Source organism: Pseudomonas sp. UBA6699 (assembly GCF_002454615.1).
GTDB lineage: Bacteria > Pseudomonadota > Gammaproteobacteria > Pseudomonadales > Pseudomonadaceae > Aquipseudomonas > Aquipseudomonas juntendi.
Window position 1 is genome coordinate 16,979 of record NZ_DKJF01000001.1, and the last position, 16,252, is coordinate 33,230.

The window sequence follows — 16,252 nt, forward strand, 5'->3', positions numbered from 1 at the left end:
ATGAAAGTATTACAATGCGTGTCCTCGCATTTGAATATTTTCTCTCATGAAATCACTGCTTTATGCCGTAACTCTACTATTTTCCTTTAGCTTGCCAGCGTGGGCCACACCCCCTGCCACCTTCACCGAGGCCAAGGTCGTGGCCAAGCAGAAGGTGTACCTGGACCAAGCCAGCAGCGCCATGGGCGACCTGTATTGCGGCTGCAAATGGACCTGGGTCGGCAAGTCCGGTGGGCGGGTCGATGCGGCGTCGTGCGGCTATCAGACGCGCAAGCAGCAAAATCGCGCCGAGCGCACCGAATGGGAACACATCGTGCCGGCCTATACCTTCGGCAACCAGCGCCAATGCTGGAAGAACGGTGGGCGCGAGCATTGTGTGGACAGCGACCCCGTGTTCCGCGCCATGGAGGCCGACCTGTTCAACCTGTACCTGGCCGTGGGTGAGGTCAATGGCGACCGCAGCAACTTCAACTACGGCATGGTCAGCGGCAACGCCGGCGAATACGGCCAGTGCACCACCAAGGTGGATTTCGCCCAGCGCGCCGCCGAGCCTCGTGACGAAGTCAAAGGCCTGGTGGCCCGTACCACCTTCTACATGTACGACCGCTATCGCCTGAACATGTCGCGCCAGCAGCAACAAGTGCTGATGGCCTGGGACAAGCAGTACCCGGTGTCAGCGTGGGAAAAGGAGCGCGACCGCCGCATCGCCGCGATCATGGGGCATGCCAACCATTTCGTCAGCGGCCAGCGCAAGTGGACGGCTGATTACAAACCCAGCGGGGTTGGCGTGGCGCAATCGGCGCCCGCCCAGGCACCAGGCAAGCCGGGCCAGGCCAATGCCGGGGCGCCGGGTTCGGTGCTGGGCAACCGCAACAGCCACGTCTACCACCTGGCAGTGGGTTGCCCCGGCTACACCCAGGTAGCGGCCAAGAACCAGGTCAGTTTCGCCAACGAAGGTGAGGCGCAGGCGGCAGGTTACCGCAAGGCCGGTAACTGCCGCTGACGGCGCGCGGGCGCGCCACAGCGCCGCCTTCTATCAGCCGTTTACCAGGTTCGCAGGCCGCTCGCCCGCCAGCGCGCTGAGCAGGTTGTCCACTGCACAGCGCGCCATGGCCTGGCGGGTTTCCTGGGTCGCAGAGCCGATGTGCGGGGTTGCTACCACGTTGTCCAACTGCAGCAGTGGCGAGTCTATCGGCAACGGCTCCTGCACGAACACATCCAGCCCTGCACCACGGATACGCCTGGCGCGCAACGCGTCGATCAGCGCAGCCTCGTCCACCACCCGCCCGCGGGAAATGTTTACCAGAATCGCCTCGGGCTTCATCAACCCCAGCTCACGCGCACCGATCAGCCCTTCAGTACTGGCACTGAGCGGTACCGTCAGGCAGACGAAGTCCGCTTGCTGCAACAGCGCGTCCAGGCTGCACTGGCGCGCAGCGTGGCGTGCTTCCACGTCGGGCTTGGCGCGCTGGCTGTGGTACAGCACGCGCATGCCAAAGCCTGCGGCAGCACGCCGGGCCAACGCTTCGCCAATGCGGCCCATGCCGACGATGCCCAGCGTCTTGCCATGCACATCACAGCCAAAATGCGCCGGCCCCAGGTTGGCCTGCCAATGGCCGTCACGCACCCAGTTGGCCAGCTCCACCACGCGCCTGGCGGTCGCCAGGATCAGGGCGAAACCGGTGTCCGCCGTGGTTTCGGTCAGCACGTCCGGGGTATTGGTCAGCATCACGCCACGGCGGCTGAGCTGCGCAACGTCGTAGTTGTCCACCCCGACCGAAACGCTGGACACGACCTCCAACTGCGGCGCCAAATCGAGCAGGCTGGCGTCCAGGCGCAGGCTGGCGCCCAGCAACCCGTGCGCCCCTGGCAAGGCATCGCGCAGGCGCGCCAGGCCATCGGGCTGGGCAATGTTCACCCAGGTCACGTCCACCTGGGCGTGCAGGCGCGCCATCAGGTCATCGGAAAGGCGCTTGTACAAGACGATTCGTTTTTTCATTGCAGTCATTCCTAAGGGTTCAGCGCCAGGCGCGTGCCATTGCGTTTGGCCCGGCCGGAGGTCTGGGAGGTATTGAGGGCGGCCGTCAGCGCCACGGCAGTCAGCAGCGCACCGCACATGAACAGGTACGAGGCGCCAGGCCCACCCGTGGCGCCATTGAGGTAGCCCACCAGCCAGGAGCCGCCGAAAGAGCCCAGCGCCCCCATGCTGTTGATCAGCGCCATGGCACCCCCGGCGACATTGGCCGGCAGTATCTCGGGCACGATGGCGAAGAACGGGCCATAGGGCGCGTACATGCAGGCGCCAGCGACCACCAGCAGCGCGTACGACCACCAGAAGTGATCGGTGCCCAGGGCATAAGAGCCATAGAACGCCACGGCAGCGATCAGCAGCGGCGGCCACACGAAGCGCTTGCGCTTTTGCATGCGGTCAGAGGCCCAGGACACGCCCACCATGGCCACTACCGCCGCCAGGTAGGGCACCGAGGCCAACCAGCCGGCCTGCACAATGTCGACGTTGGCCGCCTGCTTGAGGATCGACGGCAACCACAGCACGAAGCCGTACACGCCAATGCTCCAGCAGAAGTACTGCAGCGCCAGGATGATCACCTGCGGCGAGCGGAATGCCTCGCGGTAGTTCTTGACCGGCTTGATGCCCTGCTGCTCGGCTGCCAGCGCCTGTTGCAGGTCTGCTTTTTCCTGGGCGCTCAGCCAGCTGACCTGGGCTGGGCGGTCATCCACCAGGCGCCACCAGAAGAACGCCCAGATCACCGCCGGCAGGCCCTCGATGATGAACATCCAGCGCCAGTCGTAATGCTTGATCAGGTAACCCGACACCACCGACATCCACAGGATGGTGACCGGGTTGCCCAGCATCAGGAAGGTGTTGGCGCGGGAGCGCTCGGCACGGGTGAACCAGTGGCACAAGTACACCAGCATGGCGGGCATCACTGCGGCCTCGACCACGCCCAGCAGGAAGCGGATGCCGATCAGCATGTAGACATTGCTGACCATCCCGGTAAGCGTGGCCAAACCGCCCCAGAGGATCAGGCAGACGAATATCAGCTTCTTCACGCTGCGTTTTTCAGCGTAGATGGCCCCAGGTACCTGGAAGAAGAAGTAGCCAAGGAAGAACAACGCCCCCAGCAAGGACGACAGCACGGGCGTGATGTGCAGGTCTTCGGCCATGCCCGAGGCGGCGGCGAAGCCGTAGTTGGCGCGGTCCAGATAAGCCAGGCTGTAGGTGAAGAACACGATCGGGATGATGTACCACCAGCGACGCGGTGCCAGTTTTTGGCTTTGCATGGTCTGTGACTCCTGAGCTTGTTGTTTTTGTGGCAACAGGTGATTCCGGTTAAAGCATTCAGGCACTTCTGCGCAGGTCGTAGGCCTCCAGTTCGTGACGCAGCGGCAGCCGTTCCATGTCGCCGCGCGATTGCACGGCGCGGCTGCCGCACCAGTTGCCTCGCGCCACCGCCTCTGCCACTGGGCGGCCCTCGAGCAGTGCGCTGAGCACGCCCACGGCGAACGCATCACCGGCGCCGACGGTGTCCACCACACGGCTGACGGCTACAGGGGCGACCTGGCCCTCGCCGTTGCCATTGCGCCAGTAGGCCCCGGCGTCGCCCAGCTTGATCACCACCAGTTCCACGCCTTGGTCGAGGTAGAACGCTGCGATATCGGCGGGGCTGTGCTGGCCCGTCAGCAGGCGGCCCTCTTCCAGGCCTGGCAAGACCCAGTCGGCTTTGCTCGCCAGGGCATTGATTTCGCGCACCATGCTGGCCTGGTCCGGCCATAGCGAGGGCCGCAGGTTGGGGTCGAACGAGATGCTGCGCCCGGCTGCACGCATGGCGTCGAGCAGCCCGTGCGACAGTGCCCGGCAGCTGTCCGACAGCGCCGGCGGGATGCCCGTGGCATGCAGGTGGCGCGCTTGCAGCAAGCCAGGTTGCAGCAGCGCAGGCGACAGCCGGCTGGCTGCCGACCCCCGGCGGAAGTATTCGACCGCGGGGTCGCTGCCATCATCGCAACGGGCCTTGAGCTGGAAGCCGGTGGCGCAGTGGCCATCCACTTCCACCGCCGAACAGTCCAGGCCTTCACGGCGCAGGCTGTCGAGCACGAAGCGCCCCAGCGAGTCGTCACCTACCCGGCTCAGCCAGCGCACCTTGAAGCCCAGCCGTGCAAGGCCGATGGCCACGTTACTGTCCGCGCCGGCGATACGCTTGCCGAACTGCCCGACACTGGCCAGGTCGCCGCAGTGCTCGGCGACGAACATGGCCATGGTTTCGCCAAAGCACAGCACGTCATGCTCATGCATGGGCCACCTCCTGGTCAGCACCCAGCAGCGACAGGCTGTGCACCTGGGCCCGGGTCAGGGCCAACAGGTCGTCGCCGGCCAGGGGATACTCGACGGCGCGTACCACCCCAGGGGCGAATTCGGCCAGTTGCTCGGCCCAGGCGCGCAGGTCTGATGCTTGCGGCGGCACGGCGACCAGGCGGCCGTCGGCACGGCGCTGTACGCCCTTGCAATGCACATAGCGCACCCACCGGCCAAGTTGCCGGGCAGCGTGCAACGCCACCTCGCCCTGCCAGTGCCAATTACCGATATCGAACGTCATGCCCAGGTTCAGGCCGCATGCATCGGCCTGCTCGAAGAAGCGCTGCAGGGGCTCGATTCTGCCGCCTTGCAGGGTCTGGTCGTTTTCCACCAACAGCAACGGCCCCTGCGCTGGCAGCAGCGCCGCCAAGGCCGAAAGGTCGCAGTGTTCATCGAAATGGCCCAAGGACACTTTCAGCGCCACCGCGCCCAGCGCCCGCGCGGTGTCCAGTTTGTGCACCAGCGAAGGGTCGGGCACGCCCTGCGCCGTCCACAGCTCCAGAGGGGTCGAATACAGGCACTCCATGCCCAACCCGGCAATCACGGCACCCAGTGCCGCGGTATCGGGTGCACTGGCGAACAATTCTTCACGCAACTCCACCCGGCTGACGCCTGCGGCGGCCAGCAGGTCGAGAAACTGCTCCTGGCCACGTTGCCGGACAAAGTCGGCGCCATAGCTGGAGAGGCTGATGGAAACGGGGTTCGGGTACATTGTTTTTATCCTTTTGAAACCGGTTTCATTTTTATACGGCAGCGTCAGGCACAAGGCCTGCCGTTGCTCACTGGGGTCGGGTCGAGCCGCGGATGACCAGGTTGGCCTTGAATTCGATGCGCCGTGCCGCTGCGCCATCGCCACGAAGCCGGCCGAGCAGGCTTTCAAAGGCTGCTATGCCGATGCGTTCGGTAGGCTGGGCCAATGCCGTGATGCCAGTGCCGACCAGGGGGTACCAGTCCAGATCGTCTAGTGCGACCAGGCCGACATCGGCAAACAGATTGCACCCGGCGTCATGCAGGGCACGGGTCACGGCCAGGGTGGCAACACCGTTGCAGGTAAAAATGGCTTGCGGGCCATGACCCCGGTCAGCCAGGAACGCGGCCAACCGCCCTGCCAGGCCAGCGCCGGTTTCCAGCACCTGCTGGCGCATGCCTGGGCGGCGGCTGACCGAGGCCCCGAACGCCTGCACCCGCTCCAGGCGCGAGCTGGTGCCATCGAGCGGCTCGCTCACCGCCAGGATATCCCGGTAGCCGCGTGCCTGCAGGTGGTCCAGGGCCTGCTCGACGGCGTCGGCATTGTCCAGGCCGACCAGGTCGGCGTTCAGTTCAGGGAGTTGACGGTCGACCAGCACCATGGGCAGGTCGCGCTGGAGGTTGAGCAGTTCGCCCGGGTGGTGCCCCAGCGTGTTCACGATCAGGCCTTCGACGTTGTAGCTCTGCAGGGCGACCAGGTGGTGGCGCTCCTGGTCGTCGTCACGGTTGGTGTTGCACACCACCAGGCTGTAGCCATGCTGGCGGCAGGCGGTTTCCACGCCATGCATCACCGCTACGGAATAGGGGTTGAGAATATCGGCAACCAGCATGCCGATCAGGCGCGTCTGCCCGCGCTTGAGGCCACGGGCCATTTGGTTGGGGCGGTAGCCAAGGCGTTCGATGACCTCGGCCAGGCGCTTGGCGGTGGCGTCGGCCAGCAACTGGCGATCGCCACCGATGTAGCGCGAGACGGTGGCTTTGGAAACGCCAGCCACTCGCGCGACTTCGCTGATGGTGACCCGTTCGCGGGCATGGGCAGGCGCGTCGGTCATGGGTGTCCTTATGATTATTAGGTGGACGATGAAACCGGTTTCAATACACCAAAACTTGGTGCTTTCGTCAATATGCCGTTGGTCGGCCGAAGCGACCGGGCTGGCCAGCCGGGCAAGGCCAGGTTCGGCGACACAATGCCTTCGCCGAACCTGAGGCAACCCCCTCTCAGCGCAATGCCTTCACATCCCCGGCGGTAACCGCCCCCGCCTGGTTACCCCAGCTGGTCCTGATGAAGTTCACCACCTCGGCAACTTCCTGGTCGCTCAGGCGCCAGCCAAACGCTGGCATGGTGAAGTTCGACGGTGCGGTGTGCGTCGCCGGCACCGTGCCACCTGCCAGCACCACATGGATCAGCGAGGTGGCGTCCGCCGTCTGCACCACCGGGTTGCCGGCCAGGGCCGGGAACACACGGGTGTAGCCCTGGCCATCGGTTCGGTGGCAAGCCGCACAGTTGTCGATGTACACCGCGGCGCCAGGCTTGCTGTCGTCACCGCGCCACAGGGCATCGGCCACCTGCTTGTCGTAGACATGCGGCTGGTCGTTCGGGTCGCTGGGCGGCAGGGTCTTCAGGTAACGGGCAATCGCCGTCAGGTCGGCATCGGTCATGTACTGCATGCTGTGCTCGACCACGTCGCTCATGCCGCCGAACACCGCACTGCGGTCACTGCGCCCGGTCTTGAGAAACTGCACCAGCTCGGCTTCGCTCCAACTGCCCAGGCCGTCCTTGTGATCGCCGCGCAGGTTCTTGGCGATCCAGCCCTCCAATGGCGCGCTGCCGGCAAGGAACTGCTTGCCCTCGGCCGGGCTCAGCGCCTTTTCCTGCATGGTCAGCGCCCGCGGGGTGTGGCAGGCACCGCAATGCCCCAGGCCTTCGACCAGGTACGCGCCACGGTCGACCACCGGGTCAGCCGCTGCCGAGGCTTGCCAGGGCGTTGCCGCAGGCGCGAACAGGCCACGCCAGATGGCCAACGGCCAACGCATGCTCAGCGGCCAGGGAATATCGGTAGCCTGGTTGGGCTGCTCCACCGGCTCGACGCCCTTCATGAAATAGGCGTACAGCGCCTGCATGTCCTGCTCGGTGATGCGCGCATACGAAGGGTATGGCATGGCCGGGTACAGGGTGCTGCCGTCCTTGCCGATGCCTTTGCGTACAGCCTGGTCGAAGTCTTCGAAGCTGTAATGGCCAATGCCACTGGCGGACGGGGTGATATTGGTGGAGTACACCGTGCCGATAGGTGTTTGCATCGGCAGGCCACCGGCGAAGGGCTTGCCTCCCTTGGCGGTGTGGCAGGCCACACAGTCACCGGCGCGGGCCAGGTATTCACCCTGGCGCACCTGCGCATCCTCAGCGGCTACGGCCTGGCCAGCCACACCGGCGCCCAGTAGCAGGGTTGCGATCAACATTGTCTTCATGCTCATCGCTCCTCAAGCCTGGACCAGCGGGCCGGGGTTTTTCAGGTACTGCTCACGGATGGCCCGAGCCGACCAGTAGGTCAGCGCCGCCACCAGCCCGGTGGGGTTGTAACCCAGCCCCTGGGGGAATGCAGATGCCCCCGGAACGAACACATTGTGTACATCCCAGCACTGCAGATAACGGTTGAGCGCGCTGGTTTTCGGGTCGGTGCCCATTATCGCGCCGCCGTTCAGGTGGGTGGTCTGGTAGCTGGCGGTGTTGAAGTGGTCCTTGACCTTCTTGCCCAGCACGGCAATGGCCTTGGGGTTCATCGCCTGGGCAATCTTGCTCAGCTTGTCGACCATGAACTGGTTCATCCTGATGTCGTTTTCCTGCCAGTCGAAGGTCATGCGCAACAGTGGCTGGCCGTAGGCGTCCCGGTAGGTCGGGTCCAGGTCCAGGTAATTGCCACGGTAGGACTGGTGGGCGCCGTGGGCGTCCATCGACACCTGATGGGTGTAATAGTCGGCCGTGGCCTTCTTCCAGGCGCTGCCCCAGGCCGGGGTGCCAGGCGGGTTGGCAGTACCGGCGATCGGACGGCTGCCAGCCTGGTTCACCCACATTGGCGAGCCACCGACGAAGCCGTGCGGGCCATGGTCGAAGTTGTCGGCGTTGAAGTCATCGATGGCAATGCCATTGCCACCGGCGCCGATGAAGTTGTTGGTGTAGGTGTCCTTGTCGAAGAACGCCTTGACCGTGCCCATGTTCTGGTAGGCAAAGTTGCGCCCGACCACACCCTCGTTGCTCACCGGGTCGTAGGGTTTGCCGATACCGGAAAGCAGCATCAAGCGCACGTTGTTGAACTGGAACGCCGCCAGGATCACCAAGTCGGCCGGCTGCTCCACCTCGCGCCCCTGGGCGTCGATGTAGGTCACGCCGGTAGCCTTGCGCTTGCTGTCGTCCAGGTTCACCCGCAGCACATGGGCGTTGGCCCGCAACTCGAAATTCGGCACTTGGCGCAGCGCTGGCAGAATATTCACATTCGGCGATGCCTTGGAATACATGTAGCACACGTAGCCGCTGCAGAAACCACAGAAGTTGCACGGCCCCATCTGCGCGCCGTAGGGGTTGGTGTAAGGCCCTGACGTGTTGGCCGAAGGCAGGTTGTAGGGCTTGTAGCCCAGGCTGCTGGCGGCCTTTTCGAACAGCCTGGCCGACACCACGTTCTTCTGCGCCGGCAGCGGGAACGGGTTGGAACGGTCGGGTGCATAAGGGTTGCCACCCCGCCCCTCACCTACCAGCTGGCCCTTGACCGTCCAGGCCTGGCCGGACGTGCCGAACACTTTCTCGGCAAAGTCGAAATACGGTTCCAGCTCTTCGTAGCTGACGCCGAAGTCCTGGATCGTCATGCCTTCGGGGATGAACTTGCGCCCGTAGCGCTCCTCGTAATGGCTGCGCAGGCGCAACTCCACCGGGTCTACCCGGAAATGCACACCCGACCAATGCAAGCCTGCCCCACCTACGCCCTTGCCAGGCAGGAAGGCGCCCAGTTGGCGGTTGGGCAGTGCCACGTCGTTCACGCTATGGCGAATGGTGACGGTTTCTTTCGACACGTCGACGAACAGCTTCTTGCGCACGCTGTAGGTCAGCTCGTCGATTACCTGCGGGTAGCTACCCTCCGGGTAGGTGTCCTGCATCGGCCCGCGCTCCAGGGCCACCACCTGCAGGCCGGCTTCGGTCAACTCCTTGGCCATGATCGCACCCGACCAGCCAAAACCGACGATGACGGCATCCACCTTTTTCAAAACAGTCGCCATGCCTCAGGCCCTCTCGCCGCGGATCGATACAGCCGGGAACGGGTACGGCTCGTTGCGCTCCACCCAGTCCATGAAGTCGGCGCGCGCGCCCGGAAAGCCGATCTGGGTCCAGCCGACCATGCCCTTGTTGCCGCCATGAATCGGGTCACAGAAGAACCCCTCACGGGTGTTCTGCACCAGCAGGCTGAAGAATACCGCGGCCGGTACTGCCTCGAATGCCAGCTCACCCGCCTCGACTTTGCCGAGTATCCGGTCCTGGGTAGCGCTGTCTTGGGCAGCGAACACTTGCCCACTGTTGGCCTTGCACCAGCCATCCACTGCGGCGATGCCCAGGCGGTAGATCTGCTGCGGGTTCAACTGCAGTTGATAGCCCAGTTCGGGTGGGGCGTCGGCGTTGAACGGGCCTTGCATGTACCACTGGGCCCCGGTCGCGTAGGGGGTATTCATCTGCCGGTCTATGAACTCGGCGGCCCCGGCTTCGAGCGCACCGGGCCCGAGGGCATCGGCAGGGATGATGCGCGCTACGGCGGCCTGCACGAAGGCCCATTCCTCGGCACTGAAGAAGGTTGGCTGGTACGTGCCCGCCGGTGGCGCTGCCGGCACCTTCGGTTCCTGCTGCGGCGCGGCCAGCAGCTGGCTGGCACCTGCCCCGAGCCCGGTGCTGGCGACGGTCACCACGGGGATCAAGGTCAAGGTCTTGCGCAGAAAGTCCCTGCGCGGGTTGTCGGGAGCATGTTCGGGCATGGTGAATCCTCATCGGCTGCGGGCGGCCTTATAAGCGCCATCTAGTGTTGTGCGGGCGAGTCTTGTTGGCCCTTCAAAAAGACAGCCAAGTAATCTAGCGCGTTCAGAAATCTTTTGAAACCGGTTTCAGTCTTGACATTGCGATCACGGGTATTGACCCGCGCATAGGCCTGGGCGACGAAGCCCATTACAATGGGCCTACCCCATTCGATACCCAGGCCATGATTCAGTCCGACCTCGACCTGTTCGGCCCTCAGCCACAACGCCTGGCAAGCGAAACCGTGCTGTTGCCCGGGTTTGCCCTGGGCGATGTCGAACCACTGCTCGACGCGTTGCGCCCGGTGCTGCGTGCCGCACCGTTTCGGCACATGCACACGCCCGGCGGCCTGCGCATGGCGGTGGCGCTGAGCAATTGCGGCACATTGGGCTGGGTCAGTGATGCACAGGGTTACCGCTACAGCCGTTCGGACCCGCTGACCGGCCAGCCTTGGCCTGCCTTGCCGCCGATATTGCTCACCCTGGCCAACCGCGCTGCCGCCATGGCCGGTTTCGACGGTTTCACCCCGGACGCCTGCCTGATCAACCATTACCTGCCGGGCACACGTTTGAGCCTGCACCAGGACCGCGACGAGCACGATTTTGGCCAACCGATCGTTTCACTGTCGCTGGGCCTGCCGGCGGTGTTCCTGTTCGGCGGGTTGCAGCGGGCCGACAAAACCCAGCGCATTGCCCTCAGCCACGGCGATGTGCTGGTGTGGGGCGGCGAAGACCGCCTGCGCTTTCATGGCGTACTGCCGATCAAGCCCGGCGTGCACCCGCGCATGGGCGAGCGGCGCATCAACCTCACCTTGCGCAAGGCGGGCGGCTAGGCTTTGTCAGGCCTGTGCAACACAGGCATGAAACAGGTTGAACGACTGCCCACCCCAGGGTTAAGAGAATAATTATACTGCCGCCCGCCAGGAGTCCGTCATGCCTTGCCAGACCTGCCGTCCTTGCCGTAATCAACGAGTCGAATCCCTATGAGGATGCCCGGCCGTTCGCCCAATACCGCGCTGCAACTGGACTACGTTCGCGACACCCTGTTCGGGCCGGTTGCGCAGTCGGTGGAATGCCAGTGCCAACTTGCCCCCTTGAATCTGCAGGGCCGCGCGGCGCTGCGTGTACACATCTGCCCACCGCTCCCGCACAAGGTCGAGCGCGCCCATAGCGTGGCATTCATGTGGGATGGTCGCAGCTACCATGGGGTCGTTCGCGACAAGGACAAGTGTGGCGATGGTGGATTGAACCTGCTGGTGGAACTTCAGTAGGCAATCAACGGCTGGCGACAGCGCACGGGCCTTCCCCGCCAGCCAGGGGCTGGACGGGGTTCGCGCACTCGCATCAGGCGATGGATTTTAGCGGTGCAGGCGGGCGGTCACGCAGGGTATGTAATTGCTCCACCAGGTTCAGCACATCGCGGCAACTGTTGAGGCTGCGCAATGGCACCCCGCTGAGGGTGCAGCACTCATCGAGGCTCTGGCCCTGACCGAGGCGGATGGTCAGGTTGTGACCATCGGTACAGCTGATTTCACAGCGATCTGGCAGGCAAGCATGCTCGATCAACTGCCGCAGCTCGAGCATGGAAACTCCTATCAACGACATGGTACGACCCTCTCGGTGGGATGGCCTGTTGTGAGGAAGTACGCCCTCGTGGGGCTGGGTGCCAATTGATAATGCGCATGCCACGGCGGGCGTCCATGCGCCGGGGCAATGATGATGCGGGGAATCCTCTAGCACCTTAGTGGAAGATCGCCTGCCAGGATCGGGTGTTCGGTCGCAGCAGCGAACTTCACGACGAATGGTTGCGCAGGGCTTCAGTGGGGGCCGGCACCGGCCCCGCGCTCTTCTACTGCTGCAACTGGCCAAACCGCCCGGCATGAAAGTCGTCGAACGACTCGGCAATCTCCGCCTGGCTGTTCATCACGAATGGGCCGTAACCCACGATCGGCTCGTCGATCGGCTCACCGCTGAGCAGCAACACGCTGGCACCTTCGAGCGCTTCGACCCGTACATCCGCCTGCTCGCGGTCGAACAGCACCAGGCTGGACGGCCCGGCTTCGCGCTCACCATTGACCCGCACGCGGCCGCGCAATACCACCAGCGCCGCGTTGCGCCCGGCGGCCACCGGCAACTGCAAGGCAGCGCCGTTGTTCAGGCGCAGGTCCCAGACATCCATGGCCGTGAAAGTGCGCGCCGGCCCCTGGCGGCCTTGGTAATCCCCGGCGATCACCCGCACACTGCCGGCCCCGTCATCCAGCGCCACCACCGGGATATCGCTGGCCAGCAGTGTCTGGTAGCCCGCCGCCGCACGTTTGTCGCGAGCGGGCAGGTTGACCCACAGCTGCACCATCTCCAGCATGCCGCCCCGCTCGGCAAAGGCTGGCGAATGGAATTCCTCATGGATGATGCCGTTGGCGGCGGTCATCCATTGCACATCGCCCGGCCCGATCAGGCCCCCGGTACCCGTGGAATCGCGGTGCTCCAGCTCGCCCTGGTAGACAATGGTCACAGTCTCGAAACCACGGTGCGGGTGCTGCCCAACGCCGCGCCGGGCCTGGGTTGGGGTGAACGCATGCGGGCCGGCATAGTCCAGCAGCAGGAACGGGCTGATATGGCTGGCCAGGTGGTCATAGGTGAACAGGCTGCGGACCGGGAAGCCATCACCCACCCAATGGGCGTGGGGGCTGTGGTGGATACCCAGAATGGTTTTCATGAGAAGGCTCCTGTTTCGGTTTGGATCACCTTATCAATGATGACAATCTGCCGGTAGAGGGCTTTAACGGCCCACATCGTTCCACCTACAGAACAATCACCGCTGCAAGAAAGCCAGCACCTGCTCGGCTGCCATCGCCGGGTCTTCCTGCATGAAGCAGTGCCCACCGGCGACCTCCTGCGCGCTGATGCTGGCATTCAGCGACACCAGGCGCTGCACCGAGCGTGGCACGAATGGATAGGTGTGCTTGCCATAGATCACGTGGGTCGGGGTATTGATTGCACACAGGCTGGCCCACATGCGCTTGGGGAACGAGCTGAAGATTTCCACTTCGCGGCTGGGTCGGCACTTGAGCACCACGGCCTCGCCGCAATCGCCGATGGCATGCTCGACATACGCCTGCAACGCCGCATCGGCCCAGCCTTTGAAGATGCCCCGGCCCTGCAGCGAAGCCAGCGCCGCTGTGCGATCAGGCCAATGGCTGCGGCGGCTGGCGGCTTTGCGCGCCAAGGCATGACGCTGGTGCAGGCCAACCAGCGCCGCGGCGCCCATCACGCCGAGCATCCGGCGGCTGAACAACACCGGATCGAGCAGCACAGCACGGCCGAACAACTGCGGGTCACTGGCCAACATCAGCCCGGTCAACACGCCGCCGAAGCTGTGGCCCACGGCAAAGCGGGCCACTTCGCCGTATTCGCCACGGCCCGCTTCAAACGCTTCCACGGCCAGCGCCGCCGTGCGGTTCCAACCCAGAAACGCCCCGCCATGGTCACTGTCACCGTGCCCTTGCACATCACATAGCCACAGGTCGAAATGTTCACCCAGGTGCATCAGCAACGGCTGGTAGGCCAAACAGCAAAAACCGTTGCCATGCAAGAAATGCAGCAGTGGCTTGCCGCTGGCCGGGGTTCGCCAACCACGCAAGGTGAAGCCTTCGGCGCATTCATGGGACCAGGGGATCAACTGCATGGGTTCACGGCACTCGCAATGCTAGGGAAACACCGATTCTACAAACAGCAGCGGGTACAGTGAAATCACCAGCAGCAGGGCCATCAGGACATTGAACAGCATCAGCCAGCGGGGGTTCTGCAGCAGGCATGGCGGGCATTCCACTTTCAGTGAGGGTGCTGTCACACTACCGGAGTCGCCCTCCTAGGCGACCACTACAGTTACAACAAATTATGCAGATACACATTACTGTGCTGCCATTCTGGATCAAGGAAGCCGTCTCATGAGCCTTTCCATTCGCCCTGCCGCGCCTGCCGATGCCGCGCAGATCCTCAACTTCATCACCGAGCTGGCCGAGTACGAGCGCGCGCGCCACGAGGTGGTCGCCACCCTGGCCGATATCGAGCACAGCCTGTTCGGTGCAGGCAGTACCGTGCACAGCCTGATCTGCGAACGCGATGGCCAGGCGATCGGCTTTGCCGTGTATTTCTACAGCTATTCCACCTGGCTGGGGCGCAACGGCATCTACCTGGAAGACCTGTACATCACCCCCGAACAGCGCGGTGACGGGGCTGGCCGCCAGTTGCTGCAGCACATCGCCCGCGAGGCGGTGGCCAACAACTGTGGGCGCCTGGAGTGGAGCGTGCTGGACTGGAACGAGCCGGCAATCGGCTTTTATCAGAAGCTGGGCGCCGAGGCCCAGGATGAGTGGGTACGCTACCGCCTGGACGGGGACAAGCTGGCGGCATTCGCGCGGGGCTAACGGTTGCTCCACCCGGCCCAGGCACATGCGCAGCCCACCGGGTAATTGACGCCAGGGCCGCCCCATGCTCTCCTTACGGCCTCACGTTCAGGTGCCCCTTCATGGGGTGAAACGGGAAACCGGTGCGTCGCAGGCCCTGACCAGGGCCCGACAATGCCGGTGCTGCCCCCGCAACGGTAAGCGAGCGAAGCGTCTGTACCACTGTGCCATGTAGTGCGGCATGGGAAGGTGACGCTTGCCAGGAGCCCTGCTCCTCCTCGCAAGCCCGGAGACCGGCCTGGCGTTCATGAACAACCCGCGGTGGGCGGGCGCTGTTGCATTCCCCTGGGTAACCGCGCCCGGGGCTGCCGCGCCTGCCCATTGCCCACAAAAAGCAGAGGAACGCGTCATGCCCGTCGCCAGCACCAAGCCACACAGCCTTGCCACCCCCGCTACCCTCAGCCAGCGCGTCATCATTGCCGTCGGTGCCAGCTTGCTGGGCCTGTGCCTGGTCTACTTCGCCGGGTTCTCGCACATCGAGGCGGTGCATAACGCCGCCCACGACACCCGCCACAGCGCCGCCTTCCCCTGCCACTGAGTACGCCCCCATGATCATGCGCATTGCCCGCACCGCGGGTTTCAGCGGGCTGCTCGCCGCCCTGCTGCTGACCTTGCTGCAAAGCTTCTGGGTGGCCCCGCTGATTCTTCAGGCGGAAACCTACGAGTCCTCGGCACCTGCCGCGCACCATGAGCATGGCAGTGAAGTGCCTGCCCATGAACACAGCGCCGAGGCCTGGTCGCCGGAAGATGGCTGGCAACGAGTGCTCGCCACCACGGGCGGCAACCTGGTGGTTGCCGTCGGCTTCGCCCTTGTTCTCGCCGCGCTGTACAGCTTGCGCGCGCCCACCCGCGCCAGTACCGGTGCCTGGTGGGGGCTGGCCGGGTTCGCCGTGTTCTGCCTGGCCCCGACCTTGGGCTTGCCGCCCGAACTGCCAGGCACCGCTGCAGCAGACCTGGGGCAACGCCAGGCCTGGTGGGTCGGCACCGCCAGCGCCACCGCGCTCGGCCTGGCCTTGTTGGTGTTCGCCCGCCACGGGCTGCTGAAAGTGCTGGGCGCGGCGTTGCTGGTGATCCCGCATGTGCTCGGCGCCCCGCAGCCCGAGGTTCACCAAAGCCTGGCCCCGCAGGCCCTGGAAACCCAGTTCAAGCTGGCCTCGTGGCTGACCAATGCGGCCTTCTGGCTGGCCTTGGGCCTGCTCAGCGCCTGGTTGTTCCGCCGTTCCAGCCAGGCCTGATGGGCACTTTCTATGCCGGTTTTGGCTGCCGCCGGGGTTGCCCGGCGGCCACCCTGCACACCCTGTTGTGCCAGGCACTGGCCAACCACGGCCTGGCACTGGCAGACCTGCGCGGCATCGCCAGCATCAGCCTGAAGGCTGACGAGCCGGGTTTGCAGCAGCTGGCCGAGCACCTGGGTGTGCCATTGGTGCTGTACCATAGCCAGCAACTGCACGCTTACCAGCCACTGCTCAGCCACCGCTCCGCCGCCGCCCATGCCCACACCGGGTGTTGGGGCGTGGCGGAGAGCACCGCACTGGCCCTGGCCGATCGGCAACGAGGCAGCCCACGGCTGTTGCTCAAGCGCCAGGTGCTCGGCCCGGCGACACTCGCCCTGGCCTGCTGAACG

The 16,252-nt window shown here is 64.6% G+C and carries 18 protein-coding genes, 1 pseudogene and 1 riboswitch; of the genes and pseudogenes, 7 read left to right on the forward strand and 12 right to left on the reverse strand.

Going from position 1 to position 16,252, the window contains the following annotated elements; genetic code table 11:
• Positions 1 to 46: 46 nt before the first annotated feature.
• A complete protein-coding gene (locus B3361_RS00075; RefSeq protein WP_154211537.1) occupies positions 47 to 1,003 on the forward strand; it encodes an endonuclease in 957 nt (318 codons plus the stop codon).
• A 33-nt stretch (positions 1,004 to 1,036) separates the two neighbouring features.
• Here B3361_RS00075 and B3361_RS00080 read toward each other — a convergent pair whose 3' ends face one another.
• The 8 genes from B3361_RS00080 to B3361_RS00115 form a co-directional block, all read right to left on the reverse strand.
• Entirely contained in the window at positions 1,037 to 1,999 is a 963-nt protein-coding gene (locus B3361_RS00080; RefSeq protein WP_286920030.1) for a 2-hydroxyacid dehydrogenase, read from the reverse strand.
• A gap of 11 nt (positions 2,000 to 2,010) precedes the next feature.
• Positions 2,011 to 3,303, reverse strand: coding sequence for an MFS transporter (locus B3361_RS00085; RefSeq protein ID WP_054906064.1), 1,293 nt, complete (start codon positions 3,301 to 3,303; stop codon positions 2,011 to 2,013).
• Positions 3,304 to 3,361: 58 nt separating this feature from the next.
• Positions 3,362 to 4,312 carry a sugar kinase gene (locus tag B3361_RS00090; protein WP_054906065.1) on the reverse strand — a complete coding sequence of 317 codons (951 nt, stop codon included), beginning with the start codon at positions 4,310 to 4,312 and terminating at the stop codon, positions 3,362 to 3,364.
• On the reverse strand, positions 4,305 to 5,084 hold the full coding sequence (locus B3361_RS00095) for a sugar phosphate isomerase/epimerase family protein (protein WP_054906066.1): 780 nt from the start codon (positions 5,082 to 5,084) through the stop codon (positions 4,305 to 4,307). The genes B3361_RS00090 and B3361_RS00095 overlap by 8 nt, the downstream gene beginning before the upstream one ends.
• A gap of 67 nt (positions 5,085 to 5,151) precedes the next feature.
• Positions 5,152 to 6,171 carry a LacI family DNA-binding transcriptional regulator gene (locus B3361_RS00100; protein WP_154211536.1) on the reverse strand — a complete coding sequence of 340 codons (1,020 nt, stop codon included), beginning with the start codon at positions 6,169 to 6,171 and terminating at the stop codon, positions 5,152 to 5,154.
• Positions 6,172 to 6,337: 166 nt separating this feature from the next.
• Positions 6,338 to 7,585, reverse strand: coding sequence for a cytochrome c (locus tag B3361_RS00105; RefSeq protein WP_009682278.1), 1,248 nt, complete (start codon positions 7,583 to 7,585; stop codon positions 6,338 to 6,340).
• A 12-nt stretch (positions 7,586 to 7,597) separates the two neighbouring features.
• Positions 7,598 to 9,382: a GMC family oxidoreductase gene (locus tag B3361_RS00110; RefSeq protein WP_009682279.1), complete on the reverse strand. Its 1,785-nt coding sequence runs from the start codon at positions 9,380 to 9,382 to the stop codon at positions 7,598 to 7,600.
• Positions 9,383 to 9,385: 3 nt separating this feature from the next.
• Positions 9,386 to 10,126, reverse strand: coding sequence for a gluconate 2-dehydrogenase subunit 3 family protein (locus tag B3361_RS00115; RefSeq protein WP_054906068.1), 741 nt, complete (start codon positions 10,124 to 10,126; stop codon positions 9,386 to 9,388).
• Positions 10,127 to 10,347: 221 nt separating this feature from the next.
• Between B3361_RS00115 and alkB the strand changes: the two genes are divergently transcribed.
• Both alkB and B3361_RS00125 read left to right on the forward strand, forming a co-directional pair.
• On the forward strand, positions 10,348 to 10,995 hold the full coding sequence (gene alkB, locus B3361_RS00120) for a DNA oxidative demethylase AlkB (RefSeq protein WP_054906069.1): 648 nt from the start codon (positions 10,348 to 10,350) through the stop codon (positions 10,993 to 10,995).
• A 150-nt stretch (positions 10,996 to 11,145) separates the two neighbouring features.
• A complete protein-coding gene (locus B3361_RS00125; RefSeq protein ID WP_286920032.1) occupies positions 11,146 to 11,433 on the forward strand; it encodes a hypothetical protein in 288 nt (95 codons plus the stop codon).
• 73 nt (positions 11,434 to 11,506) lie between these two features.
• Here B3361_RS00125 and B3361_RS00130 read toward each other — a convergent pair whose 3' ends face one another.
• The 4 genes and pseudogenes from B3361_RS00130 to B3361_RS00145 all read right to left on the reverse strand — a co-directional run.
• The gene (locus B3361_RS00130) at positions 11,507 to 11,767 is read right to left on the reverse strand and encodes a DUF1652 domain-containing protein (RefSeq protein ID WP_054906071.1); all 261 of its coding nucleotides are present in this window, start codon (positions 11,765 to 11,767) and stop codon (positions 11,507 to 11,509) included.
• A gap of 244 nt (positions 11,768 to 12,011) precedes the next feature.
• Positions 12,012 to 12,878 (reverse strand): pirin family protein, encoded by an 867-nt coding sequence (locus B3361_RS00135; protein WP_054906072.1) that lies wholly within the window; start codon positions 12,876 to 12,878, stop codon positions 12,012 to 12,014.
• 96 nt (positions 12,879 to 12,974) lie between these two features.
• Positions 12,975 to 13,847, reverse strand: a complete 873-nt coding sequence (locus B3361_RS00140; RefSeq protein WP_154211535.1) for an alpha/beta fold hydrolase — start codon at positions 13,845 to 13,847, stop codon at positions 12,975 to 12,977.
• A gap of 21 nt (positions 13,848 to 13,868) precedes the next feature.
• Positions 13,869 to 13,973: pseudogene (locus B3361_RS00145) on the reverse strand (LysE family translocator); the annotation flags it as partial.
• Between the two features lie 136 nt (positions 13,974 to 14,109).
• On the opposite strand from B3361_RS00145, the gene B3361_RS00150 reads away from it, so the two are divergent.
• From B3361_RS00150 to B3361_RS00165, 4 genes are all read left to right on the forward strand, one after another.
• Complete coding sequence (locus B3361_RS00150) at positions 14,110 to 14,589, forward strand: GNAT family N-acetyltransferase (RefSeq protein WP_029885123.1); 480 nt, start codon at positions 14,110 to 14,112, stop codon at positions 14,587 to 14,589.
• A 72-nt stretch (positions 14,590 to 14,661) separates the two neighbouring features.
• Positions 14,662 to 14,884: riboswitch (cobalamin riboswitch) on the forward strand.
• 93 nt (positions 14,885 to 14,977) lie between these two features.
• On the forward strand, positions 14,978 to 15,166 hold the full coding sequence (locus B3361_RS00155) for a CbtB domain-containing protein (protein WP_009682288.1): 189 nt from the start codon (positions 14,978 to 14,980) through the stop codon (positions 15,164 to 15,166).
• A gap of 10 nt (positions 15,167 to 15,176) precedes the next feature.
• Positions 15,177 to 15,863, forward strand: coding sequence for a CbtA family protein (locus B3361_RS00160; RefSeq protein ID WP_054905437.1), 687 nt, complete (start codon positions 15,177 to 15,179; stop codon positions 15,861 to 15,863).
• Positions 15,863 to 16,249: a cobalamin biosynthesis protein gene (locus B3361_RS00165; RefSeq protein ID WP_054905438.1), complete on the forward strand. Its 387-nt coding sequence runs from the start codon at positions 15,863 to 15,865 to the stop codon at positions 16,247 to 16,249. Before B3361_RS00160 ends, B3361_RS00165 begins: the two co-directional genes overlap by 1 nt.
• Positions 16,250 to 16,252 lie beyond the last annotated feature (3 nt).

What these genes read in the sequence shown, in the direction of transcription:
- B3361_RS00105 (WP_009682278.1), bottom strand. Translation starts at nt 7,585, where the DNA reads ATGAAGACAATGTTGATCGCAACCCTGCTACTGGGCGCCGGTGTGGCT.
- B3361_RS00095 (WP_054906066.1), bottom strand. Translation starts at nt 5,084, where the DNA reads ATGTACCCGAACCCCGTTTCCATCAGCCTCTCCAGCTATGGCGCCGAC.
- B3361_RS00075 (WP_154211537.1), top strand. Translation starts at nt 47, where the DNA reads ATGAAATCACTGCTTTATGCCGTAACTCTACTATTTTCCTTTAGCTTG.
- B3361_RS00140 (WP_154211535.1), bottom strand. Translation starts at nt 13,847, where the DNA reads ATGCAGTTGATCCCCTGGTCCCATGAATGCGCCGAAGGCTTCACCTTG.
- B3361_RS00160 (WP_054905437.1), top strand. Translation starts at nt 15,177, where the DNA reads ATGATCATGCGCATTGCCCGCACCGCGGGTTTCAGCGGGCTGCTCGCC.
- B3361_RS00165 (WP_054905438.1), top strand. Translation starts at nt 15,863, where the DNA reads ATGGGCACTTTCTATGCCGGTTTTGGCTGCCGCCGGGGTTGCCCGGCG.
- B3361_RS00115 (WP_054906068.1), bottom strand. Translation starts at nt 10,126, where the DNA reads ATGCCCGAACATGCTCCCGACAACCCGCGCAGGGACTTTCTGCGCAAG.
- B3361_RS00135 (WP_054906072.1), bottom strand. Translation starts at nt 12,878, where the DNA reads ATGAAAACCATTCTGGGTATCCACCACAGCCCCCACGCCCATTGGGTG.
- B3361_RS00090 (WP_054906065.1), bottom strand. Translation starts at nt 4,312, where the DNA reads ATGCATGAGCATGACGTGCTGTGCTTTGGCGAAACCATGGCCATGTTC.
- B3361_RS00110 (WP_009682279.1), bottom strand. Translation starts at nt 9,382, where the DNA reads ATGGCGACTGTTTTGAAAAAGGTGGATGCCGTCATCGTCGGTTTTGGC.
- B3361_RS00150 (WP_029885123.1), top strand. Translation starts at nt 14,110, where the DNA reads ATGAGCCTTTCCATTCGCCCTGCCGCGCCTGCCGATGCCGCGCAGATC.
- B3361_RS00125 (WP_286920032.1), top strand. Translation starts at nt 11,146, where the DNA reads ATGAGGATGCCCGGCCGTTCGCCCAATACCGCGCTGCAACTGGACTAC.
- B3361_RS00100 (WP_154211536.1), bottom strand. Translation starts at nt 6,171, where the DNA reads ATGACCGACGCGCCTGCCCATGCCCGCGAACGGGTCACCATCAGCGAA.
- B3361_RS00080 (WP_286920030.1), bottom strand. Translation starts at nt 1,999, where the DNA reads ATGAAAAAACGAATCGTCTTGTACAAGCGCCTTTCCGATGACCTGATG.
- B3361_RS00155 (WP_009682288.1), top strand. Translation starts at nt 14,978, where the DNA reads ATGCCCGTCGCCAGCACCAAGCCACACAGCCTTGCCACCCCCGCTACC.
- B3361_RS00085 (WP_054906064.1), bottom strand. Translation starts at nt 3,303, where the DNA reads ATGCAAAGCCAAAAACTGGCACCGCGTCGCTGGTGGTACATCATCCCG.
- B3361_RS00130 (WP_054906071.1), bottom strand. Translation starts at nt 11,767, where the DNA reads ATGTCGTTGATAGGAGTTTCCATGCTCGAGCTGCGGCAGTTGATCGAG.
- alkB (WP_054906069.1), top strand. Translation starts at nt 10,348, where the DNA reads ATGATTCAGTCCGACCTCGACCTGTTCGGCCCTCAGCCACAACGCCTG.